This window comes from Delftia sp. 60 (assembly GCF_002754395.1).
Classification (GTDB): domain Bacteria; phylum Pseudomonadota; class Gammaproteobacteria; order Burkholderiales; family Burkholderiaceae_C; genus Comamonas; species Comamonas acidovorans.
Window position 1 is genome coordinate 2,757,824 of record NZ_PEFD01000001.1, and the last position, 15,019, is coordinate 2,772,842.

General features: G+C 67.5%; 19 protein-coding genes. All 19 read right to left on the minus strand.

The window, feature by feature from the left end; genetic code table 11:
* Positions 1-33: 33 nt before the first annotated feature.
* Positions 34-150: a GpE family phage tail protein gene (locus CLV01_RS12460; protein ID WP_012204506.1), complete on the minus strand. Its 117-nt coding sequence runs from the start codon at positions 148-150 to the stop codon at positions 34-36.
* Between the two features lie 8 nt (positions 151-158).
* A complete protein-coding gene (locus CLV01_RS12465; RefSeq protein WP_012204507.1) occupies positions 159-518 on the minus strand; it encodes a phage tail assembly protein in 360 nt (119 codons plus the stop codon).
* A 68-nt stretch (positions 519-586) separates the two neighbouring features.
* Positions 587-1,096, minus strand: a complete 510-nt coding sequence (locus CLV01_RS12470; protein ID WP_012204508.1) for a phage major tail tube protein — start codon at positions 1,094-1,096, stop codon at positions 587-589.
* A gap of 63 nt (positions 1,097-1,159) precedes the next feature.
* Positions 1,160-2,353 (minus strand): phage tail sheath subtilisin-like domain-containing protein, encoded by a 1,194-nt coding sequence (locus CLV01_RS12475; RefSeq protein WP_016450710.1) that lies wholly within the window; start codon positions 2,351-2,353, stop codon positions 1,160-1,162.
* A gap of 57 nt (positions 2,354-2,410) precedes the next feature.
* Positions 2,411-2,896, minus strand: a complete 486-nt coding sequence (locus tag CLV01_RS12480) for a hypothetical protein (RefSeq protein ID WP_099734177.1) — start codon at positions 2,894-2,896, stop codon at positions 2,411-2,413.
* A complete protein-coding gene (locus tag CLV01_RS12485) occupies positions 2,896-3,297 on the minus strand; it encodes a hypothetical protein (protein WP_099734176.1) in 402 nt (133 codons plus the stop codon). The genes CLV01_RS12480 and CLV01_RS12485 overlap by 1 nt, the downstream gene beginning before the upstream one ends.
* A 340-nt stretch (positions 3,298-3,637) precedes the next feature.
* Positions 3,638-4,318 carry a hypothetical protein gene (locus CLV01_RS12490; protein ID WP_180288381.1) on the minus strand — a complete coding sequence of 227 codons (681 nt, stop codon included), beginning with the start codon at positions 4,316-4,318 and terminating at the stop codon, positions 3,638-3,640.
* Entirely contained in the window at positions 4,315-4,590 is a 276-nt protein-coding gene (locus CLV01_RS12495; protein WP_257221278.1) for a hypothetical protein, read from the minus strand. Before CLV01_RS12495 ends, CLV01_RS12490 begins: the two co-directional genes overlap by 4 nt.
* 11 nt (positions 4,591-4,601) lie before the next feature.
* Positions 4,602-5,435: a glycine-rich domain-containing protein gene (locus tag CLV01_RS12500; protein WP_012204513.1), complete on the minus strand. Its 834-nt coding sequence runs from the start codon at positions 5,433-5,435 to the stop codon at positions 4,602-4,604.
* The gene (locus tag CLV01_RS12505; RefSeq protein ID WP_043824242.1) at positions 5,432-5,971 is read right to left on the minus strand and encodes a hypothetical protein; all 540 of its coding nucleotides are present in this window, start codon (positions 5,969-5,971) and stop codon (positions 5,432-5,434) included. The genes CLV01_RS12500 and CLV01_RS12505 overlap by 4 nt, the downstream gene beginning before the upstream one ends.
* Positions 5,968-9,084 carry a DUF4815 domain-containing protein gene (locus tag CLV01_RS12510; RefSeq protein ID WP_099734174.1) on the minus strand — a complete coding sequence of 1,039 codons (3,117 nt, stop codon included), beginning with the start codon at positions 9,082-9,084 and terminating at the stop codon, positions 5,968-5,970. The genes CLV01_RS12505 and CLV01_RS12510 overlap by 4 nt, the downstream gene beginning before the upstream one ends.
* A 10-nt stretch (positions 9,085-9,094) precedes the next feature.
* Positions 9,095-9,580 carry a hypothetical protein gene (locus CLV01_RS12515; protein WP_012204516.1) on the minus strand — a complete coding sequence of 162 codons (486 nt, stop codon included), beginning with the start codon at positions 9,578-9,580 and terminating at the stop codon, positions 9,095-9,097.
* A gap of 2 nt (positions 9,581-9,582) precedes the next feature.
* Complete coding sequence (locus CLV01_RS12520) at positions 9,583-10,563, minus strand: phage tail protein (RefSeq protein ID WP_099734173.1); 981 nt, start codon at positions 10,561-10,563, stop codon at positions 9,583-9,585.
* Positions 10,560-11,405: a baseplate assembly protein gene (locus CLV01_RS12525; protein ID WP_224986493.1), complete on the minus strand. Its 846-nt coding sequence runs from the start codon at positions 11,403-11,405 to the stop codon at positions 10,560-10,562. The genes CLV01_RS12520 and CLV01_RS12525 overlap by 4 nt, the downstream gene beginning before the upstream one ends.
* Before the next feature lie 8 nt (positions 11,406-11,413).
* On the minus strand, positions 11,414-11,764 hold the full coding sequence (locus tag CLV01_RS12530) for a GPW/gp25 family protein (RefSeq protein ID WP_016445079.1): 351 nt from the start codon (positions 11,762-11,764) through the stop codon (positions 11,414-11,416).
* Positions 11,761-12,366, minus strand: a complete 606-nt coding sequence (locus CLV01_RS12535) for a phage baseplate assembly protein V (protein ID WP_099735165.1) — start codon at positions 12,364-12,366, stop codon at positions 11,761-11,763. The genes CLV01_RS12530 and CLV01_RS12535 overlap by 4 nt, the downstream gene beginning before the upstream one ends.
* A 98-nt stretch (positions 12,367-12,464) precedes the next feature.
* Positions 12,465-12,974, minus strand: a complete 510-nt coding sequence (locus CLV01_RS12540) for a phage tail protein (protein WP_046239913.1) — start codon at positions 12,972-12,974, stop codon at positions 12,465-12,467.
* Positions 12,975-13,115: 141 nt separating this feature from the next.
* Positions 13,116-13,649: a hypothetical protein gene (locus tag CLV01_RS29535; RefSeq protein WP_099734171.1), complete on the minus strand. Its 534-nt coding sequence runs from the start codon at positions 13,647-13,649 to the stop codon at positions 13,116-13,118.
* The gene (locus CLV01_RS29085) at positions 13,646-15,013 is read right to left on the minus strand and encodes a hypothetical protein (protein ID WP_180288382.1); all 1,368 of its coding nucleotides are present in this window, start codon (positions 15,011-15,013) and stop codon (positions 13,646-13,648) included. The genes CLV01_RS29535 and CLV01_RS29085 overlap by 4 nt, the downstream gene beginning before the upstream one ends.
* Positions 15,014-15,019: the final 6 nt, after the last annotated feature.

The window sequence follows — 15,019 nt, forward strand, 5'->3', positions numbered from 1 at the left end:
GGCGATGGAGTGGAGGTGGTGCTCAGTCCTGGCTCAGTCCTGGCTTTCGTAGCGCTCGCGCGCCCGTTCATGCCATTGGCCGAGTTCGGCCAGCGACATGTCCTCCATGTCCGCCGGCCGCCAGTGGAAGACCATGGCCAGGTCGGCCATGGCGTCCTCTACGCGCTCGGGAATTGCTCCCTCTGCGCCTTCGGCACCAAAAAAGAGGCCACCTCCGTACCCAGGGTTACAAGGTCGGCGGGGTCCAGCTGCAGCACCTCGGCCTTGTGCAGCATGGGCTCGGTCACGCGCGGCAGCAGGGTCTGCAGCGCGGTCACGTTCATGTGCAGCAGCTCGACCAGCGACAGGCCGCGCAGCGCGCCGGCATTGGGGCGGCGCACCAGCACCCGGGCCAGGTCGCCGCCGGGGCGCTTGAGCGGCACGTCGAGCGTGATCTCGCGCGCATCGCCCGATGCGAGGGCGGCCGCATTGGCGGCAGCCTGGTTCTGGAGGTCTTCCTGGGGCTTGGTGGTGTCCATGGTGTGTCAGCGTTCGGGTGAAGAAAAGAAGAGGACCGGGCCGGCCGGCCCGGTCAGTTGAGCCAGGCTCAGATGCCCAGCGCGGCGCGGACCTGGGCCAGGCGGTCGATGCCGTTGACGACTTCGACGAAGTTGACCGGATCGATCTCGATCAGCACCTGGCCGTTGATGGACAGGCGGTAGTAGCTGACGGCCAGCTTGTACTTGATCTCGGTCTTGTCGCCGGCCTTGGCCTTGCCGGGGTCGAACTCCGAGAAGCGGCCACGCATGACCACTTCCAGCGAGTCCACGCCTTCGCTGTCATCGCCCTGCAGGGCGCCGGCGAAGCGCAGCAGCACGCCGTCGTGGCGCAGCGTGCCCCAGGTGGAGATCAACTCCTTCATGTAGCCGGCAGCGGTCAGGTCGGCCTCGATGGCCTCCATGCCGAAGTCCAGGCTGACCTCGCCGTTCATGCCGCCGGCGCGGTACTTCTCCATCTTGCGGGTGAGCTTGGGCAAGCCCACTTCGGGCATGTCGCCGATGTACGAGTTGCCATCCACGAAGGTGGCGAAATTCTTGAGAGAGCGGGGCAGTCCCATGGTGCTTTTCTCCTGTGTATCCGTTGTGTTCGGTGTATTGGGTGTGTCGGGTGCGGCCGCCGTTTACTGGCCGGTGCCCACGCGCAGGGCGAAGTCGGCGAAGTAGCGATCGGTGATGCGCTGGCGAAAGCCCAGGTCCTCCAGCGGAGGCACGGGCGTGTAGTCGTAGTCCAGCACCAGCTTGCCGGCCTTGAGCGTGGCGGTCTCGTTGACCGTTTCGTCGTACCAGGCCTTGCCGTCCAGGATGTAGCCCAGGGCCTTCAGTTCGCGGAACTTGGTGTTGATGCCTTCCAGGATGTCCTTGACCAGGCTGGGGTGCATGGGCTTGTCCACGGCCCAGAAATGCGCCTCGGCCATGGTGTCGGCCAGCACCTGCGCGGTGCGCACGCTGGACTCGAAGCGGAACAGCTCGCTGTCCGTGCAGGTGCGCGAGCCCCAGAAGCGGTGGCCCTGGCTCTGGATCAGCGTGGTGATGCCGGCCTGGTTGAGGATGCCGGCCTCGGTATCGGGGCTTTGCAGGTCCCAGTGCACATCGCGCGAGATGCCCAGCACGCCGGACAGCGGCACGTTGGACAGCGTCTTGTGCCAGCCCTGCTCCTGGTCGATGCGCGCGCGCAGGCCCAGGGCGTAGGCCACGGGCGAGGCGTCCTGCACGGCGGCGGTGGACAGGTCCAGCGCCTTGAAGCCGGGCCACAGCAGCATCAGCTCGCGCTGGCCGAAGTGCTCGCGGTAGGCCTGGGCCTCGGCCACATCGTTGCCGATGGCCGCCGCATACGCAAAGCCGCGCAGCTTGATGGCCACGGACGCCAGCGCGTCGGTCACGGCCTGGCTGTCCAGGCCCGGTGCGCCCAGAATGCGCGGCTTGACGCCGAGCTGGGCCTGGGCCGCCAGCAGCGCCTGCAGGCCCGTGTACTGGTTGCCGGCGGTGGTGCCGATGACCTTGGCGTCCTGGTCGGTGCGGCGTTCGGCCTCGGTGGCGCCTTCGCCATCGGCCACGCGCACGACGACCAGCACCGGGCGGCACTGCTCCTTGATGGCGTTCAGCGCCTGGGCCAGCGTGCCCTTGGTGCCGGCCTTGCCGATGGCCGCATCGACCTTGGTGACCAGCACCGGACGGTTCAGCGGGAAAGTGGCCGCATCGGCGTCGCTGGCTGTGGCCACGAGGCCGATCACGGCCGTGGACACGATGCGGATGGAATTGATGCCTTCGCTCACTTCCGTGACGCGAATGCCATGATGGAACGGGGCTGTCGCCATGGTGTTCTCCGGGTTGGGGGGTGGTTGGGCCGTGGGGCTGTCGTCAAAAAGGGGTGGTCACGGCTGTTCGTGGGCTTGTACGGGGCCGTCCAGGATTTCCTGGGCACGCCCCGCGGCGATGAGTCCGAAGGCCTCGAACCGGCGCAGGCTGTCGGCCAGTTCGGGGTCGTCAAGATCGAGTTGCCGCGCCTGCTCGATGTCCTTGAGCAGCGAGCGCAGCGTGGCCGCGTTGAGCCGGTCGGCCTCGCCCGCCTCGGCGCGGTCCACCACGGCCCACTCCAGCGCCGTGCGCTCGACCACGGTGAAGCGGCGGCGAAGGGCGTGGGGGGTGATGTGGCGGGGGGCGGGTTCGTTGGACGCTGCCTGGTCTTCAAGCAAGGCCTGCGCCACGTATTCCCAGTGCGTGCCGGTCCAGCGGCGGCCGAGCACCGAGGTGTCGTAGCGGGGCAGGGGCAGCAGGTCGGGAGCGTTGAGCTCGGCGTGCGTTTCCGTGATGGCGAAGGCCACGCCGGCGGGGGTGAGCTGGGCGTAGTGGTGGAGCATTAGTTGAACTCCACTACTTGGATGTCAATCAATCCACCTCCGCCCGCATTGCTGCTTCCAACGTAGTAGCCGTAGGACGAGCAACGAAGAGTTGTGGCGTTGAGAATCTCGCAGTCTCTTCTGGTCGAGACGTCGGCTTCGTTTAAGGTCTCGCGAACCAGCACGATCGTCTTCTGCGGATCTATTGCTGAGATCGTTACGTCGCTGTGATAGACGTGAGTGACGTTGTTTACCGAAGGCTGGATGCGGATACGCTGCAAGCTTTTGATTGCACTGCGACTTATTACCTGAGTATTTAGCCCCGCGATCTCGCTGCGTGCGATCGCCACGGCACTGCTCAGCGCAGCAATCTCTGCCCGCGTCTTTACCAGATCGGCACTGATGACGGCATCCAGGCTCATGCATGCACCTTTGCGCAAGCTGCGGTATTGGCGGGATCGACAGTGATGGTTTGTTTCATGCTGAAGTTCATGCAGCCAAGGCGGCCTGGTTGTCCTGGCAGGGCCTGGTGCCTGCAGCCGGCAAGGCCGCTGGCGTTGTGCCCGGGTTGCATTGATGTTCTCGCGGCAGAGGCATGGGCGCCAGCGACCTTGGCTGTGTCGGGGGGCTGCACAGAGGCTTGGTTTGGCGCTCGTTTGTGCTGGCCAGAAACGCAAAAGCTCCGGGCGTGATGGGCGCCGGAGCTTTGTAGTCGGGAGTGTCCAGTACCGCAGGTGTGTACCTGCCTTGGATCACTCGTGCTCAGTACTCTTCGATGCGGATAAAACCGCCTGTGGCTGCGACCGGGGCCAAAAAGACTCTTGATGTGAAGTTGAAAACTCCGCCAGCTCCTCCGGCTCCATAGCCTGTGGCAGCTTGAGGTACTCCCCCGACAAGGCGTGCGCCGGTCCCCATCGTGGAGTTGCCTCCAGTGGCATCCGCGCCCGCAAGTCCGGGGATGACTCCGGCAGCATAGTACGCACCACCCTGTGCATTGATGCCCGTTCCGTCAGAAGGCGGGTAGCCCGAAATTCCTCCACGAGCGATGTATCCCGCCAGGACAGTGCGCCCACTGGTGGGGGTGCCTACCTCGTATGGGACTGAGGATGGAAGTCGGACGCGGTGTTGCAGTTCGGAGCCACCGCCACCACTACCACCACTGTAGTAGCCATAGCTTATTTGGGCACCTGGAGCACCCGATCCGCCCGGACCCATCAGTGTGATGATTTGGTAAGAGCTTTCAGGTAGAACAGCGTGCGTTCCCGCCCCCGACGTGTACTCCGTTACCCTCAGCGGCTTGCGCGAAGCGGTCGTCCCCAAGCCAGCCAACGTACTCTCGATCTGCGCCAGCTTCGTCGTCAGCGCAGTCGTCTGCGCCTGCACCGTGTTGACCTGACCCTGCAGCGCCTTGACGCCTGCATTCGTGATGGGATCGAAACTCATCCCTGTACCTCCGTGGCATTGACCGCCGACACGCGCCCTGCGGCCGATTCGTCGGGTTCGGTTATGGGTGTGTTTGTGGGCGCAGGCGCTTGATCTTCGGTGGAGATCTGCCAGCCTGTGCCTGTTCTGACGGAGCCGATCGCGCAGTCGCCTGCCACTGGCTCGATGCTGTCCCACAGTGATGGCTGGCGCGTCTGCAACTCGGCGATGAATTCCTCGTCCGCAACGATGATGTTGTGCACGCGGTCAGCCTTGATCAGTGCGAAATGCATGTCCTGCTTCCTCATTCGTACCACCAGACGCGTACAAAGCCGCTTCCGCCATTGCCGCCATCGGCATGCTGACCGATCCCGGACGAACCGCCGCCTCCTCCGCCTCCGCCGGAGTTGGGTGCTGCGTGGCCTCCCCGTGTCGCGCTGCCGGCGACGCCCGTGCCTCCGGCGCCGCCACCGCTGTAGCCGGGATCTCCGGGCACGACGTTTCCGTAGTCCCCGGTCGAGCTATTGCCCATAGCCAGTCCGCCGATCACACCATCGGCGCCCGGCTGGGTAGCATTGCCTGTTCCCGAGCTGCCGAATCCTCCTGCGCCGCCGGGGCCACCATATCCACTGACGCCGAAAGAGCGGCCGGCAGCCGAGCCGCGCGGGGACGGGTCGCCGACACCTGTGGGACTTTTGAACTGACGCCCGCCCATGGCCAGCAGGTTTCCGAACGAGGTGTCTCCACCATTGGCGGCCTGGCTCAGATAGGCTGCAGTCTGTCCGCTTCCGCCTGCGCCGATGACTACGCTGGTAGGGCCGCCGACGCCGCCAATCTCGAAGCGCACCGCTCCACCGGCGCCTCCGCTGTTGCCGTTGTATCCCCCACGGGCTCCACCTTGCCCGCCGCCAACGGCCAGTATGAATACTTGGCCGCCGTTGGCCAGCAGCTTGGCTGAAGGGTAGAAGTAGCCGCTGCTCCGGAACTCTGTGAACTTGAGCTTGCCGGACATGGCGGCCAGTACTTCGGCCTTGTGTCCCGCGGCTTCATTGCGGCCGGAGTCCACCTTCTGAGCGGCCTGCTGCACGCTGTCGGCCAGCCGGCGCAACTCGGCGTAGTTGACTGCGTCGAAACTCATCCCTGCACCTCCGTCGCATTCACCCCCGACACCCGCCCCGTGGCGGCGTCGTAGGCATAGGTTTCCGTGCGTACGCGTCCGCGGTAGCTGGTCTGCTGCTGGGAGACGCGGCCGGCGCCGTCGTAGCTGACGGCGGTGGTGGCGCTGAAGCCGTTGACGCTGCGCGTGATGCTGCTGATGCGGCCCTGGGCGTCGTAGCCGAAGCTTTCGCTGGTGGCGCCATTGGCCGGGCCCAGCGCGATGTGCTCGGGGTTGAGCTTGACGTTGACGCCGGCCACGCCGTTGACGCTGGCCACCTTGCCGGTGCTCAGCGACTGGACGGCGGTCTCCAGTTGCTCTATGCGGTGAGCCACCACGTCCATGGCGTCCTGCACGCCCTGGGAACTGGCCTTGGTGTCGATGAGCTGGCGCGCGTTGGTCAGCGCCTGGTCCACGTCCTGCACGGCCTGGCGCAGGCGCAGCACGTCGTCTTCCAGGCGGTTGTCGGGGTGGGGCAGGGGCCAGCCCTGCGCTGTCTTGTCGTCGTGCAATGTCATATCACGATGGCTCGCAGGTTGGTGACCTGGGGACGGGCGCCGTGGCTGCCCGTGAGGACCAAGCGGACACGCAGGCGCTCAGCGCTGATGCCGGTGAGGCGGTAGCTCAGCTCCAGCACGCCTGCGGTCTGGGGGCTGGTGCTCAGGTAGGGCACGTTGGTCCAGGCGCTGCTGCCTTCGGCCTGCATCTGCACGGCCAGGGCGCTGCCGGCGGGCAGCACGGCCTCGGCCACGACGTTGAGCGTGACGTTGGTGCCGGCGTTGATGGCGGGGCTGATGTAGTCGCCCGTGGCCTGCAGGCTGCCGGCCACCAGCTGCATGCCCGGCAGCAGGTGGGCCGCGTGGTTGGTATTGCCGGAGAGCTTGGCGCGCACGGCCACGTTGCCGCTGTAGCGGCTGGCCAATTGCACGGGCTGCCCTGCAGCGGCCTCGAGCGTGGTGCCGTCCTCCAACTGCATGGCGAAGACCAGTTGCGCGTCGGCCGCGGGCAGCATGGCGCCGGCCTGGACCATGAGGTCGGTGGCGTCCTGCACGGCGATGCTGCCCAGCTCGATGGTGCGCGTGGTGGCCGTGTGTTCGGTCGCCAGCAGCTCGAATGCCAGGTCGCGTGTCTGGTGCGGTGTCCAGGTGCTGGCGTTGCTGCTGGACAGCAGCACGCCCACGCTGTAGGGCTGGCTGGTGACCCACTGGGCACGTGCGGCGTCCCAGCCGCCCAGCTCGGCCACAGCCAGGGCCGTGGTGTTGTCGTTGGTCAGCACGACGATGGCGTATTCGACACCGGACTCCAGCAACGCAGGTGCCCATTGCGCCTGGGTGGGCTTGGCGCCAGCGATGTCGGCCTGGATCTGTGCGGGCTTGAGCACGCATTCCGCCAGGATGCTGCGCGATGGCACACCGCCGGTGACTTCGCGCAGCTGTACCTGCACATCCTTGTCACCCACGGTAGAGAACCACAGGCGCGTGCCGCAGATCTCCCGGGTGGAGCTCAGCGTGAACGTCTGGGCCAGCGGGTCGTAGATCTGGACAGTGATCTTGGACACGCTGCGTTCGAGCAGTTGGCCCTGGCCGGTGAAGACGGCTTCGGCGTGGCTGCCGGCGCGGCCTGTGAAGCGCACGCTCTTGGTGCCCGAGGGCACGCCCGCCGGGATCTTGAACTTGCCCTTCAGGCCCTGGGCCGTGGCCACGAGCGTGCCGCCTGCCAGCGGCTGGGGCGTTACGGCAATACCACCGAAAATCAGCTCGGTGAGGGTTTCGCCCAGCGGGAAATCCAGCCAGAACTGCACCTCGATCTGCCGCAGATGCTCCAGTGCCGAAGTGGACTCGGACAGCAGCTTCTGGGTCTCCGTGGGACGCGCCTGGCTGGGTGTGAGCCAGACCAGGATGGGGTTGGCCCACTGGGTCTGCACGTCGGTCCAGTAGTCCACGGCGGGTGTCAGGGTGGCGGCGCTTGGCAGAACGTCGAAGGCGCCGTATGGGTTGACCAGCATCGTGCCGGTGCGCCCCAGCTGGCCCAGCACGGACACGGGCTGGTAGGGCGTGGTCTGGGGCGAGGTGATGTCGGTGCCGATCTGGTGCAGCGCGGCGTTCATGGGCAGTTGCAACTGGCCGCCCAGAATGTGGGCGGACTGGCTGCGCCCTGCATCGCGCAGGCCGTTGTCGATCATGGGATCCGCAAACAACCCCTTCTTGACCCCGCTGTGCCGCCCCGACACGTCCACCGACAGCCGCAGCTCGGCCAGGTCGGCGTAGATGGTCTGGATGTGGTCCTGGTAGGCCTTGAGGGTCTGCATGGGCACGACGCGCACGGCGTCCTGGTCCACGCGGCGGTTGCTGTCCCAGCTTTGGTAGACCGAGGCCAGGGCCAGGGTGCCGCTGGGGGCGGACGGGACCTTGGGCGACCAGGCGGCGGGCACGCCAGGCACCCATTGCAGCTGGCCTTCGCTGTTGAGCACCAAGCGGTCGTAGCGGCGCAGCGCGTAGTGGTAGCTGACCAGCACCAGGGTGTCCTTGAGCGCGCCTTCCACGGTGAAGCCCGTGGAGTCCACGGCTGTGGGCGTGGCGTTGAGCATGTATTGGTAGGTGACCTGGTAGGTGCTGCCGGGCACGGGCTCGGCGCCCGAGGGGCTCCAGTCGATCTGGCCGCCGACCAGCTTCCAGTCCGTGCCCTGCACGTAGGTGGTGCCGGCCTGGACCACGCTGTCCACGGCCAGCACGGCGTTGTCGGGCAGCGGGTCGGCCGCGCCCGTGAAGCCGCCGTGCGTGAGCGTGACGGTCTTGCGCGCCTGCACGCGCACCTGGGGCGTGCCGACAGCGGGCTGGCGGTCGAAGCGGATGCGCTGGGCGGCCGTGCCGGCCGAGGTGTGGGGCTCGCTGTCCACGAAGAACAGGTCGGGCTTGGCCTCGTAGACCAGGCGGCGGCTGGCACCCAGTTCCAGCGGATGGCCGTTGACGCGGGCGGCGCCCTCGCGCACGGTGTAGACCTGCTGGCCGGTGGCCAGGTCCTCGCCCATGATCACGTCCAGGCCGCGCACGACGTAGGTGCCGCCCGCGCTGTCGCGGTCATAGCGGGCCAGGGCTTGGGTGACGGCGTCGATGTTGGGCGGCGGCTCCTTGGGCATGACCGAGCCGTCGATGATGGTCCACACGGGATAGAAGGTGCCGGCCGTGCCGTCGCCCTGCGCGCCCCAGACCAGGGTCACGCGCTCGCGCAGCGCACCGGGCTCGCCATAGCCGCGCGTGCCGGCGGCGGGGTTGAGCAGTTCGGGGTCCTGCAGCTCGGTGACGGTATCGGTCTGCAGGTAGGCGCCCACGTAGACCGTGCCCACGGTGGCCACGGTGAGCGTGCCCGGCGTGATGCCGCGCACGGCACCGGCCACATAGAGCGCGCCGGCCTCGATGGTGGTGGCGCCCGTGTCGGCGGAGGTGATGCACTGGCAGCCGCGGACGATGTCGCCCTCCTTGAACAGCACATCGGTGATGCCGCGCAGGCGGTGCTGCTGCATGCTCTGCAGCTCGTTGAGTTCGGCCGATTGCAGCACGCGGTCGGCCGCGAACTGCAGCCTGTCGTAGCGCTTGCCGGCGTCGAAGCGGTCGTAGATCTTGGTCTGGCTCATGGGGTGCCGTTCAGAAGGGGAGGATGATTTCTTCGACCTGGCGCACGCTGCCGCTGCGCAGGATCCGGGGGCGGCGCTCCAGCGTGTACAGCTCGCCCTTGCCGGTCAGCTGGCTGGCCAGCACCCAGCGCTGGCCGGGCGGCACGTCCGTGGCGACCTGGGTGCCGAAGAACACGCCCATCTCGCGCACGTCCTCGCCCTTGGCGTCGTCGAAGCCGAAGGCCGCGCGCAGGTAGACGAAGGTGGTGGGTGTGTCGCTGACGCTGTAGCGCGCGCCGCTGGGCAGCTCGATCTCGCCGTTGTCGTCCGGCCGCGCAAAGCGCACCTCGGTGACCAGGCGGCGGCCGATTTCGTCAACCAGGGCGTTGGCGGTGATGGGTTCGGGCTCGGGCGCGGCATCCCAGGCGGGCAGGCCGCGGCCCCAGGCGATGTGGATGGTCTGGGCGGCGACGGCCTTGGCGAGGGCGATGCGGCCCGCTTGCTGCAGAACTGCCATGTTCAGGGTTCCTCGGGTTCTTCGGTGGTGGTGGTGCGGGTTTCGAAGGATCGGCGCCAGGGCGTGCTGTCCCAGCGTCCGGTCCAGGTACGGGTGTTGTCGTGCGGGCGCTCGGTGCTGGCCCAGGGATGCAGGCTGGCCAGGGCCAGCGGAGCGGGCGCCGTCCAGGCGCTGTGGGTGACCATGGCCTGGGCGGGAATGGGCCGCAGCGGCGCGTAGTAGGCGGGCTCGCCCGTGGTGGTGGCGTTGACTTCGGTGATGCCCAGGCTGGCGTCGATCAGGATCTCGCTGTCCAGCGTCCAGGCATCGAGCAGCATGCGGTCGGCATAGGTGGCGATGGTGGTGACGCGGAACAATTGGGCCGTGAGCACGCCGTCCGAAGGCGGTGCCTCGTTGCCGGTGCGACGGGGCAGGCCCTGGCTGAGCTTGACGGGTTCGCCATACGGCGACACATCGATCCAGGTGCCGCTGTCGTTGTCCAGCATGCCGGCGTCCAGGCCCGGGCCGTGGTCCAGCCGCAGCGGGCGCAGGTCGTGGCCGTGGAAGACGCGGTAAAAGCGCACGTGCGCCGGCAGGCTGGCGCGCACCACATGGGCCACGCTGGCCAGCTCTGCGTCGCCGATGATGCGGCCCAGGTCCAGGTGCAGCCAGGCACCATCCTCGTCGAGCTGCGCGCCGTCATATCCCAGCCAGCCCAGCGCGCGCTGCATGGACGCGGCCGTGCCGCGCTCGCGCAGCCAGGGCAGGCCGTTGGCGATGAGGGCGGGCACGTCGTCAAAGTAGCGGTCGAACTGGGCAATGCCCCATTCGGCCGCCAGCCAGGGCAGAAAGGCCGCAGGCTCGCCCTGGGCCGGCGCGGGAAAGGCGCCGGCCAGGCCGTCCCAATTCGGGACGACCTGGTCCACGGCCTTCTCCAGCGCCGTGGCGTTGGGCGGCAGCACGTGGCGGCGGGGCGCCGTCGGGACGATGGCGGGGGTGCTCATGCCTGCAGGCCCTCGTCCACCAGCTGGACGCGGCCCAGCACCGGGTATTCGTCGGCGGCCAGCGGCGTGAGCTCGGCCGGGGCCTGGGCGTCGGGGTAGGTGACGCGGGCAATGCCGTCCACATGCAGGCGCGTGGTGATCCACGAGCGCGGCACATCGCGGCCCAGCAGCGCGTAGGCCGCGATCTGGGCGGCCAGGCCGGCCTGCAGGCGCGCCACGATGTCCACGGGCGCACCGGGCTCGCGCAGCAGGTGCGCCGTGATGTCGATGGGGTGCGGGCGCGCCAGCGATACCGACACGGGTACGCCCAGCGGCCGTGCGCCTGGCGCATTGAGGGCCGACAGCACGATGGCCAGGGTCTCTTCGGCCTGTGCGGGCTCGACCAGCCACAGCTGCACGCTCACGCGGCCGGGCTGGGGTTGCGTGGCGATGGCGCTGTGCACATTGGCGCTGGCCGTCATGGCCAGGTGCTCGTAGTGCTCTGCCGTTCCGCTGCCGGCCAGCGCGCGCACGCGCAGCAGGATGCGCTGGCGGTAGCGTTCGTCGCTTTCCCCGGGCAGTCGGGCTACATCGTAGAAGGCGCCCTTGTGGTCCAGGTCCGAGCCCTGGGCGAACGCAATCAAATGCGCACGCGCGGCATCGTTGACGCGCGCCCGATACAGCAGCTCGCGGTAGGCGTGCGCCTCCAGCAGCTTGTTGAGCGGCTCGCTCTCCAGCGCCAGGACCTCGGCGGCCTCGGGGTGGCGCGCCAGCAGATCGGCGCGGTGGGCGTCGAGGATGCGCTCGAAATCCAGCGTCTCGACGACGCCGGGCGGCGGCAGGGCGTCCAGTGCAGGGGTCATGTCTTGCTTCATGAAAGGGTGCGGGCGATGGGCATCTGCAGGCTCAGCGGGGCCGGGCGGCGCGTGTTGTTGAAGGTGCCGATCAGCGTCAGGTCGGCGCGCCCGGGTGCGGCCGGATCGCGCTCGATCACGATGCGCGTCAGGCGGATGCGCGGCTCCCAGCGCATCAGCGCGCTGGCCACGGCGGCGCGCAGGCGTGCCTGGGTGGCGTTGTTGTCGGGCTGGTCCAGCAGCGCCGGGACCAGCGATCCATAGTCGCGGCGCATCACGCGCGAGCCGATGGGCGTGGACAGGATGTCGGCCACGCTCTGGCGCAGATGCTCCATGCCCTCGATGCGGCGGCCTGTGTGGCGGTTCATAGCGGCCCCTGCGTGATGGCGTCGCCCGCCCTGACGCCACTATGGCGATGGCGCAGCAGGCTGATGGGGCCGGTGGTCACATCGGGCGCGCCGGCCAGGCCTTGCGCATTGACGGTGGCCGAACCGCCACCGGCCTGCAGGCTGATGCCTTGCTCGTCGATGCTGATCACCGAGTTGCCGACGCGCAGCGTGATGCCGTGGGCCACATTGATGTTGAGACGGCCCGTGGTGCTGTCGTGCTCCATGAAATCGGTGGGGCTCCACTGCGTGTGGCACACCCCTTCGCGGTCGCTGGGCTGGGCTGCGGCACTGCTGTAGATGCCGGTCAGCGCCACGGCGCCCAGCAGGTCGCCGCCGGGCGACAGCAACACGCACTGCTCGCCCACGGCAGGCGGCCACCAGACGCTGGCGTTCTCGCCCGCGGCGCGCAGTGCCAGCCAGGGAATCCAGTTGGTGGTCAGGTTGCCGGTCTTGACGCGGCAGCGCGCAGGGCGCGCATGGCGGACTGCGGCGATGGTGCCCGTGCGGATCAGCCCTTCCAGGCGGCGGATGATCTCGTACGGGCTCTCGGTTTGTGCGACGGGCGAATCCATGGCGTTCATGGTGCCGGCCGGGCCCTTGCGTGTCGCCGTGTGCCGGGCGTGGCGCACGCCGCCACATGCAGCCCGGCATGCGGCCCGGCATGCAGCCCGGCCACGCCTCAGCGCGGGTCGTAGTTCCACTCGGCCACCTTCTCGCCGAACAGGAACAGCTCCCACAACTGGCGCTGCGCAATGTCGAGCTGGCCTGGCGGCTCGGGCTTGTAGATCAGGTCGAAGGCGCCGGGGCTGCCCTCGCGCGGGCGCGCCAGCACGGCCTCCACCAGGTCGATCTCGATGGCGAGCTGCTGCGGCTGCGAGGCGGCTGCAGGGTCCGTGGAAGGAGGCGCAATGTCGAAGCGGATCGCCTGCTCGCGCCTTTCGGCATGGTCGAACAGGTCGGGCTGGTGGCGCCGCGCCCAGACCAGCAGCGGCACGGTCACGGCATCGATGCTGCCGGTGAAGTCCGCAATCACCAGGCTCAGCGTGTAGCGGTATTCCCAGGAAAGGGACGGCGTGCCCGTGTTGACCACACGGCCCCTCTGGATGGTGAAACGGATGTTCCCCGGCGACTGTTGCAGCTGGGGCAGGGCAGCGACGAGCGCGTCGCGCAGGCTAGCGGGCTTGAGCATGGCAAGAGCTCTCCATCAAGGTTGGGGTAGGCGGCATCGGAGCGTTTTGCCGCGATGCCCGTGGGCGAGCCGGGCGCTCGACTACGGCGGCGCGGCTGCTGGCCGGGGAGGCCATTCGCTTTGCCGCCGTGGCTGGTACCGTCAGTGGGGAGCGGAACAGGAAGCGGCTGGCCAGCCCGCAGTCACATCGATCCCGGATAGCCTGGTCAGATCCGTCCCCGCCGTATCGATGGCGGTTTCGATGCGTTGGCGGTTCCCTGTCAGCAGGCCGTGTGCCTGGCGGTAGGCCTGGTCCTTGGCGCGAATGCGTTGTGCCAGTTCCAGGCGTTCCACTCCGCGTGCGGCGGCTGCAGCAGTGATCCAGGGCGCGGAAGCATCTGGCGTTGCCTGGAGCTCCATGGCCTCCAGGATCTGCACATGCCAGCTCTCACGCTCAAACGCGTCGTACGGTGCAGCGATGAGCTGCACGCGCTGTGCGTACTCGGTGGCCAGGGCTTGCCGCAAAGCAGCAGCCATGGCATGGGCTGTAGGCTTTTCCAGCGGTAGTGGAAGGCCGCCTGCTGCAAGCCAGGCCTGCACTTCCTGGTAATCGCGGTTTGCCGGATCCACAGGAATGGCGGCCTGGTCTGATATCCGCCGGTATGCCCCCTTGGGCAGCAGTTGATAGAGGCTCACAGCTCGGCCGCGAAAAGGATGCGTGGGTTGGCGGTGTTGACGTTGCCGTTGCCGCGCATGAAGCCCATGGTGTTGGCGGGAAATCCCGAGCCGAACACATCGCCCTCGATATAGCTGGGCCCACGGCTGAAGGCCGTAAAGGTGATGTTTGCCGGCGTGAACAGCGTCGCAACCCCGGAGAACGAGAACGCGAGAGAGCCCGTGGCGGTCACGGTCGGATTGGCCCGCATGAGCGTTGGCGCTGGTGCGAGCCAGGTTGCTGCCGTGGCGCTGTGGGCTCGCAGGAAGAACAGGCCGGCCCATGGGTTGATGCCGCCCGATCCGCTGTAGGCGAAGAAGAAGCGTGCGCAGCGGTGCAAATTCAGGGGCAGCGGTTCTGGCTCGTACAGGCCTGCCAGCGAGCCTTGGTTGAGCATGGGCTCGGCCACCACTCCGCCCGTGAATTCAAGCTGCAGGCTGTTGCCGGTATGGGTGACGGTGATGGGCGAAGCGCTGTAGAGCCCCTCGCCGATACGCGCTTGTGCCGAGCCTGTCCAGGACAGCGTATAGACCTTGCCGGAGACCAGGTCCTCTGTCGGGAGAATCTGCAGCAGGCTGCCTGCGGTGATCTCCACGGATTTGGGTGCTGCGTCCGAGGCGAAAGCCAGTGTGCAGCCGCTGGCACCGGCCTTCCAGCGATCCAGTGTGTATGCGCCAGCTGCGAAGCTGCCAGGGGCCACGACGCGCTGATTCAGTTGGAAGCTTGCGTTGTAGAGCAGGTTTTGGCGTGGCAGCGTCGTGCCGTTGCCGTTGCCGTTGCCGTTGCCGTTGCCGTTGCTGCCACATTGGCATCCGCATTTGGCCGCGCCGTATGCGGCAGCGTAGTTGTGGTCTGTATTGCCTATTGCTGCGGCCAGCGCGACCAGATCGGTTGCGGCTGCCGCACCGATGTTGTTCCGGGCGGTCAGTTTTTGCGCATTGGTCAGTGCCTGTGCTTCGTCGAAACGCACGCGGTTCGCAAGGCTGGCCAGCAGCGTCGCAGCCAGGTTGGGGTCGGTACCCAGTGCATCGGATAGCTCCTTGAGGGTGTTCAAGGCGGCTCCGGCACCATCGACCAGTTCGCTCTTCAAGGCCTGCATGGCTGTCTCGATGCTGTCGAAGATCTTGTCTGCAGACCAGGTGACTGTGGTGTCGCCGTTACCGACGCTGTCGTCAATGACGACGCCGCCCGTTGTAACCATGCCATGCAGTTCGGCAATGGCTGCCACAAGATTGTTCTTTGCCGCTGTGGGCAGCAGGCACAGATTGCCCTGCGCGCAGCGCAAAGCCTTTACGTCGGCGCCGATGGCTTGCGCAAGTGCAACGATTCGGGTTTCGATGGTCATGAGAGT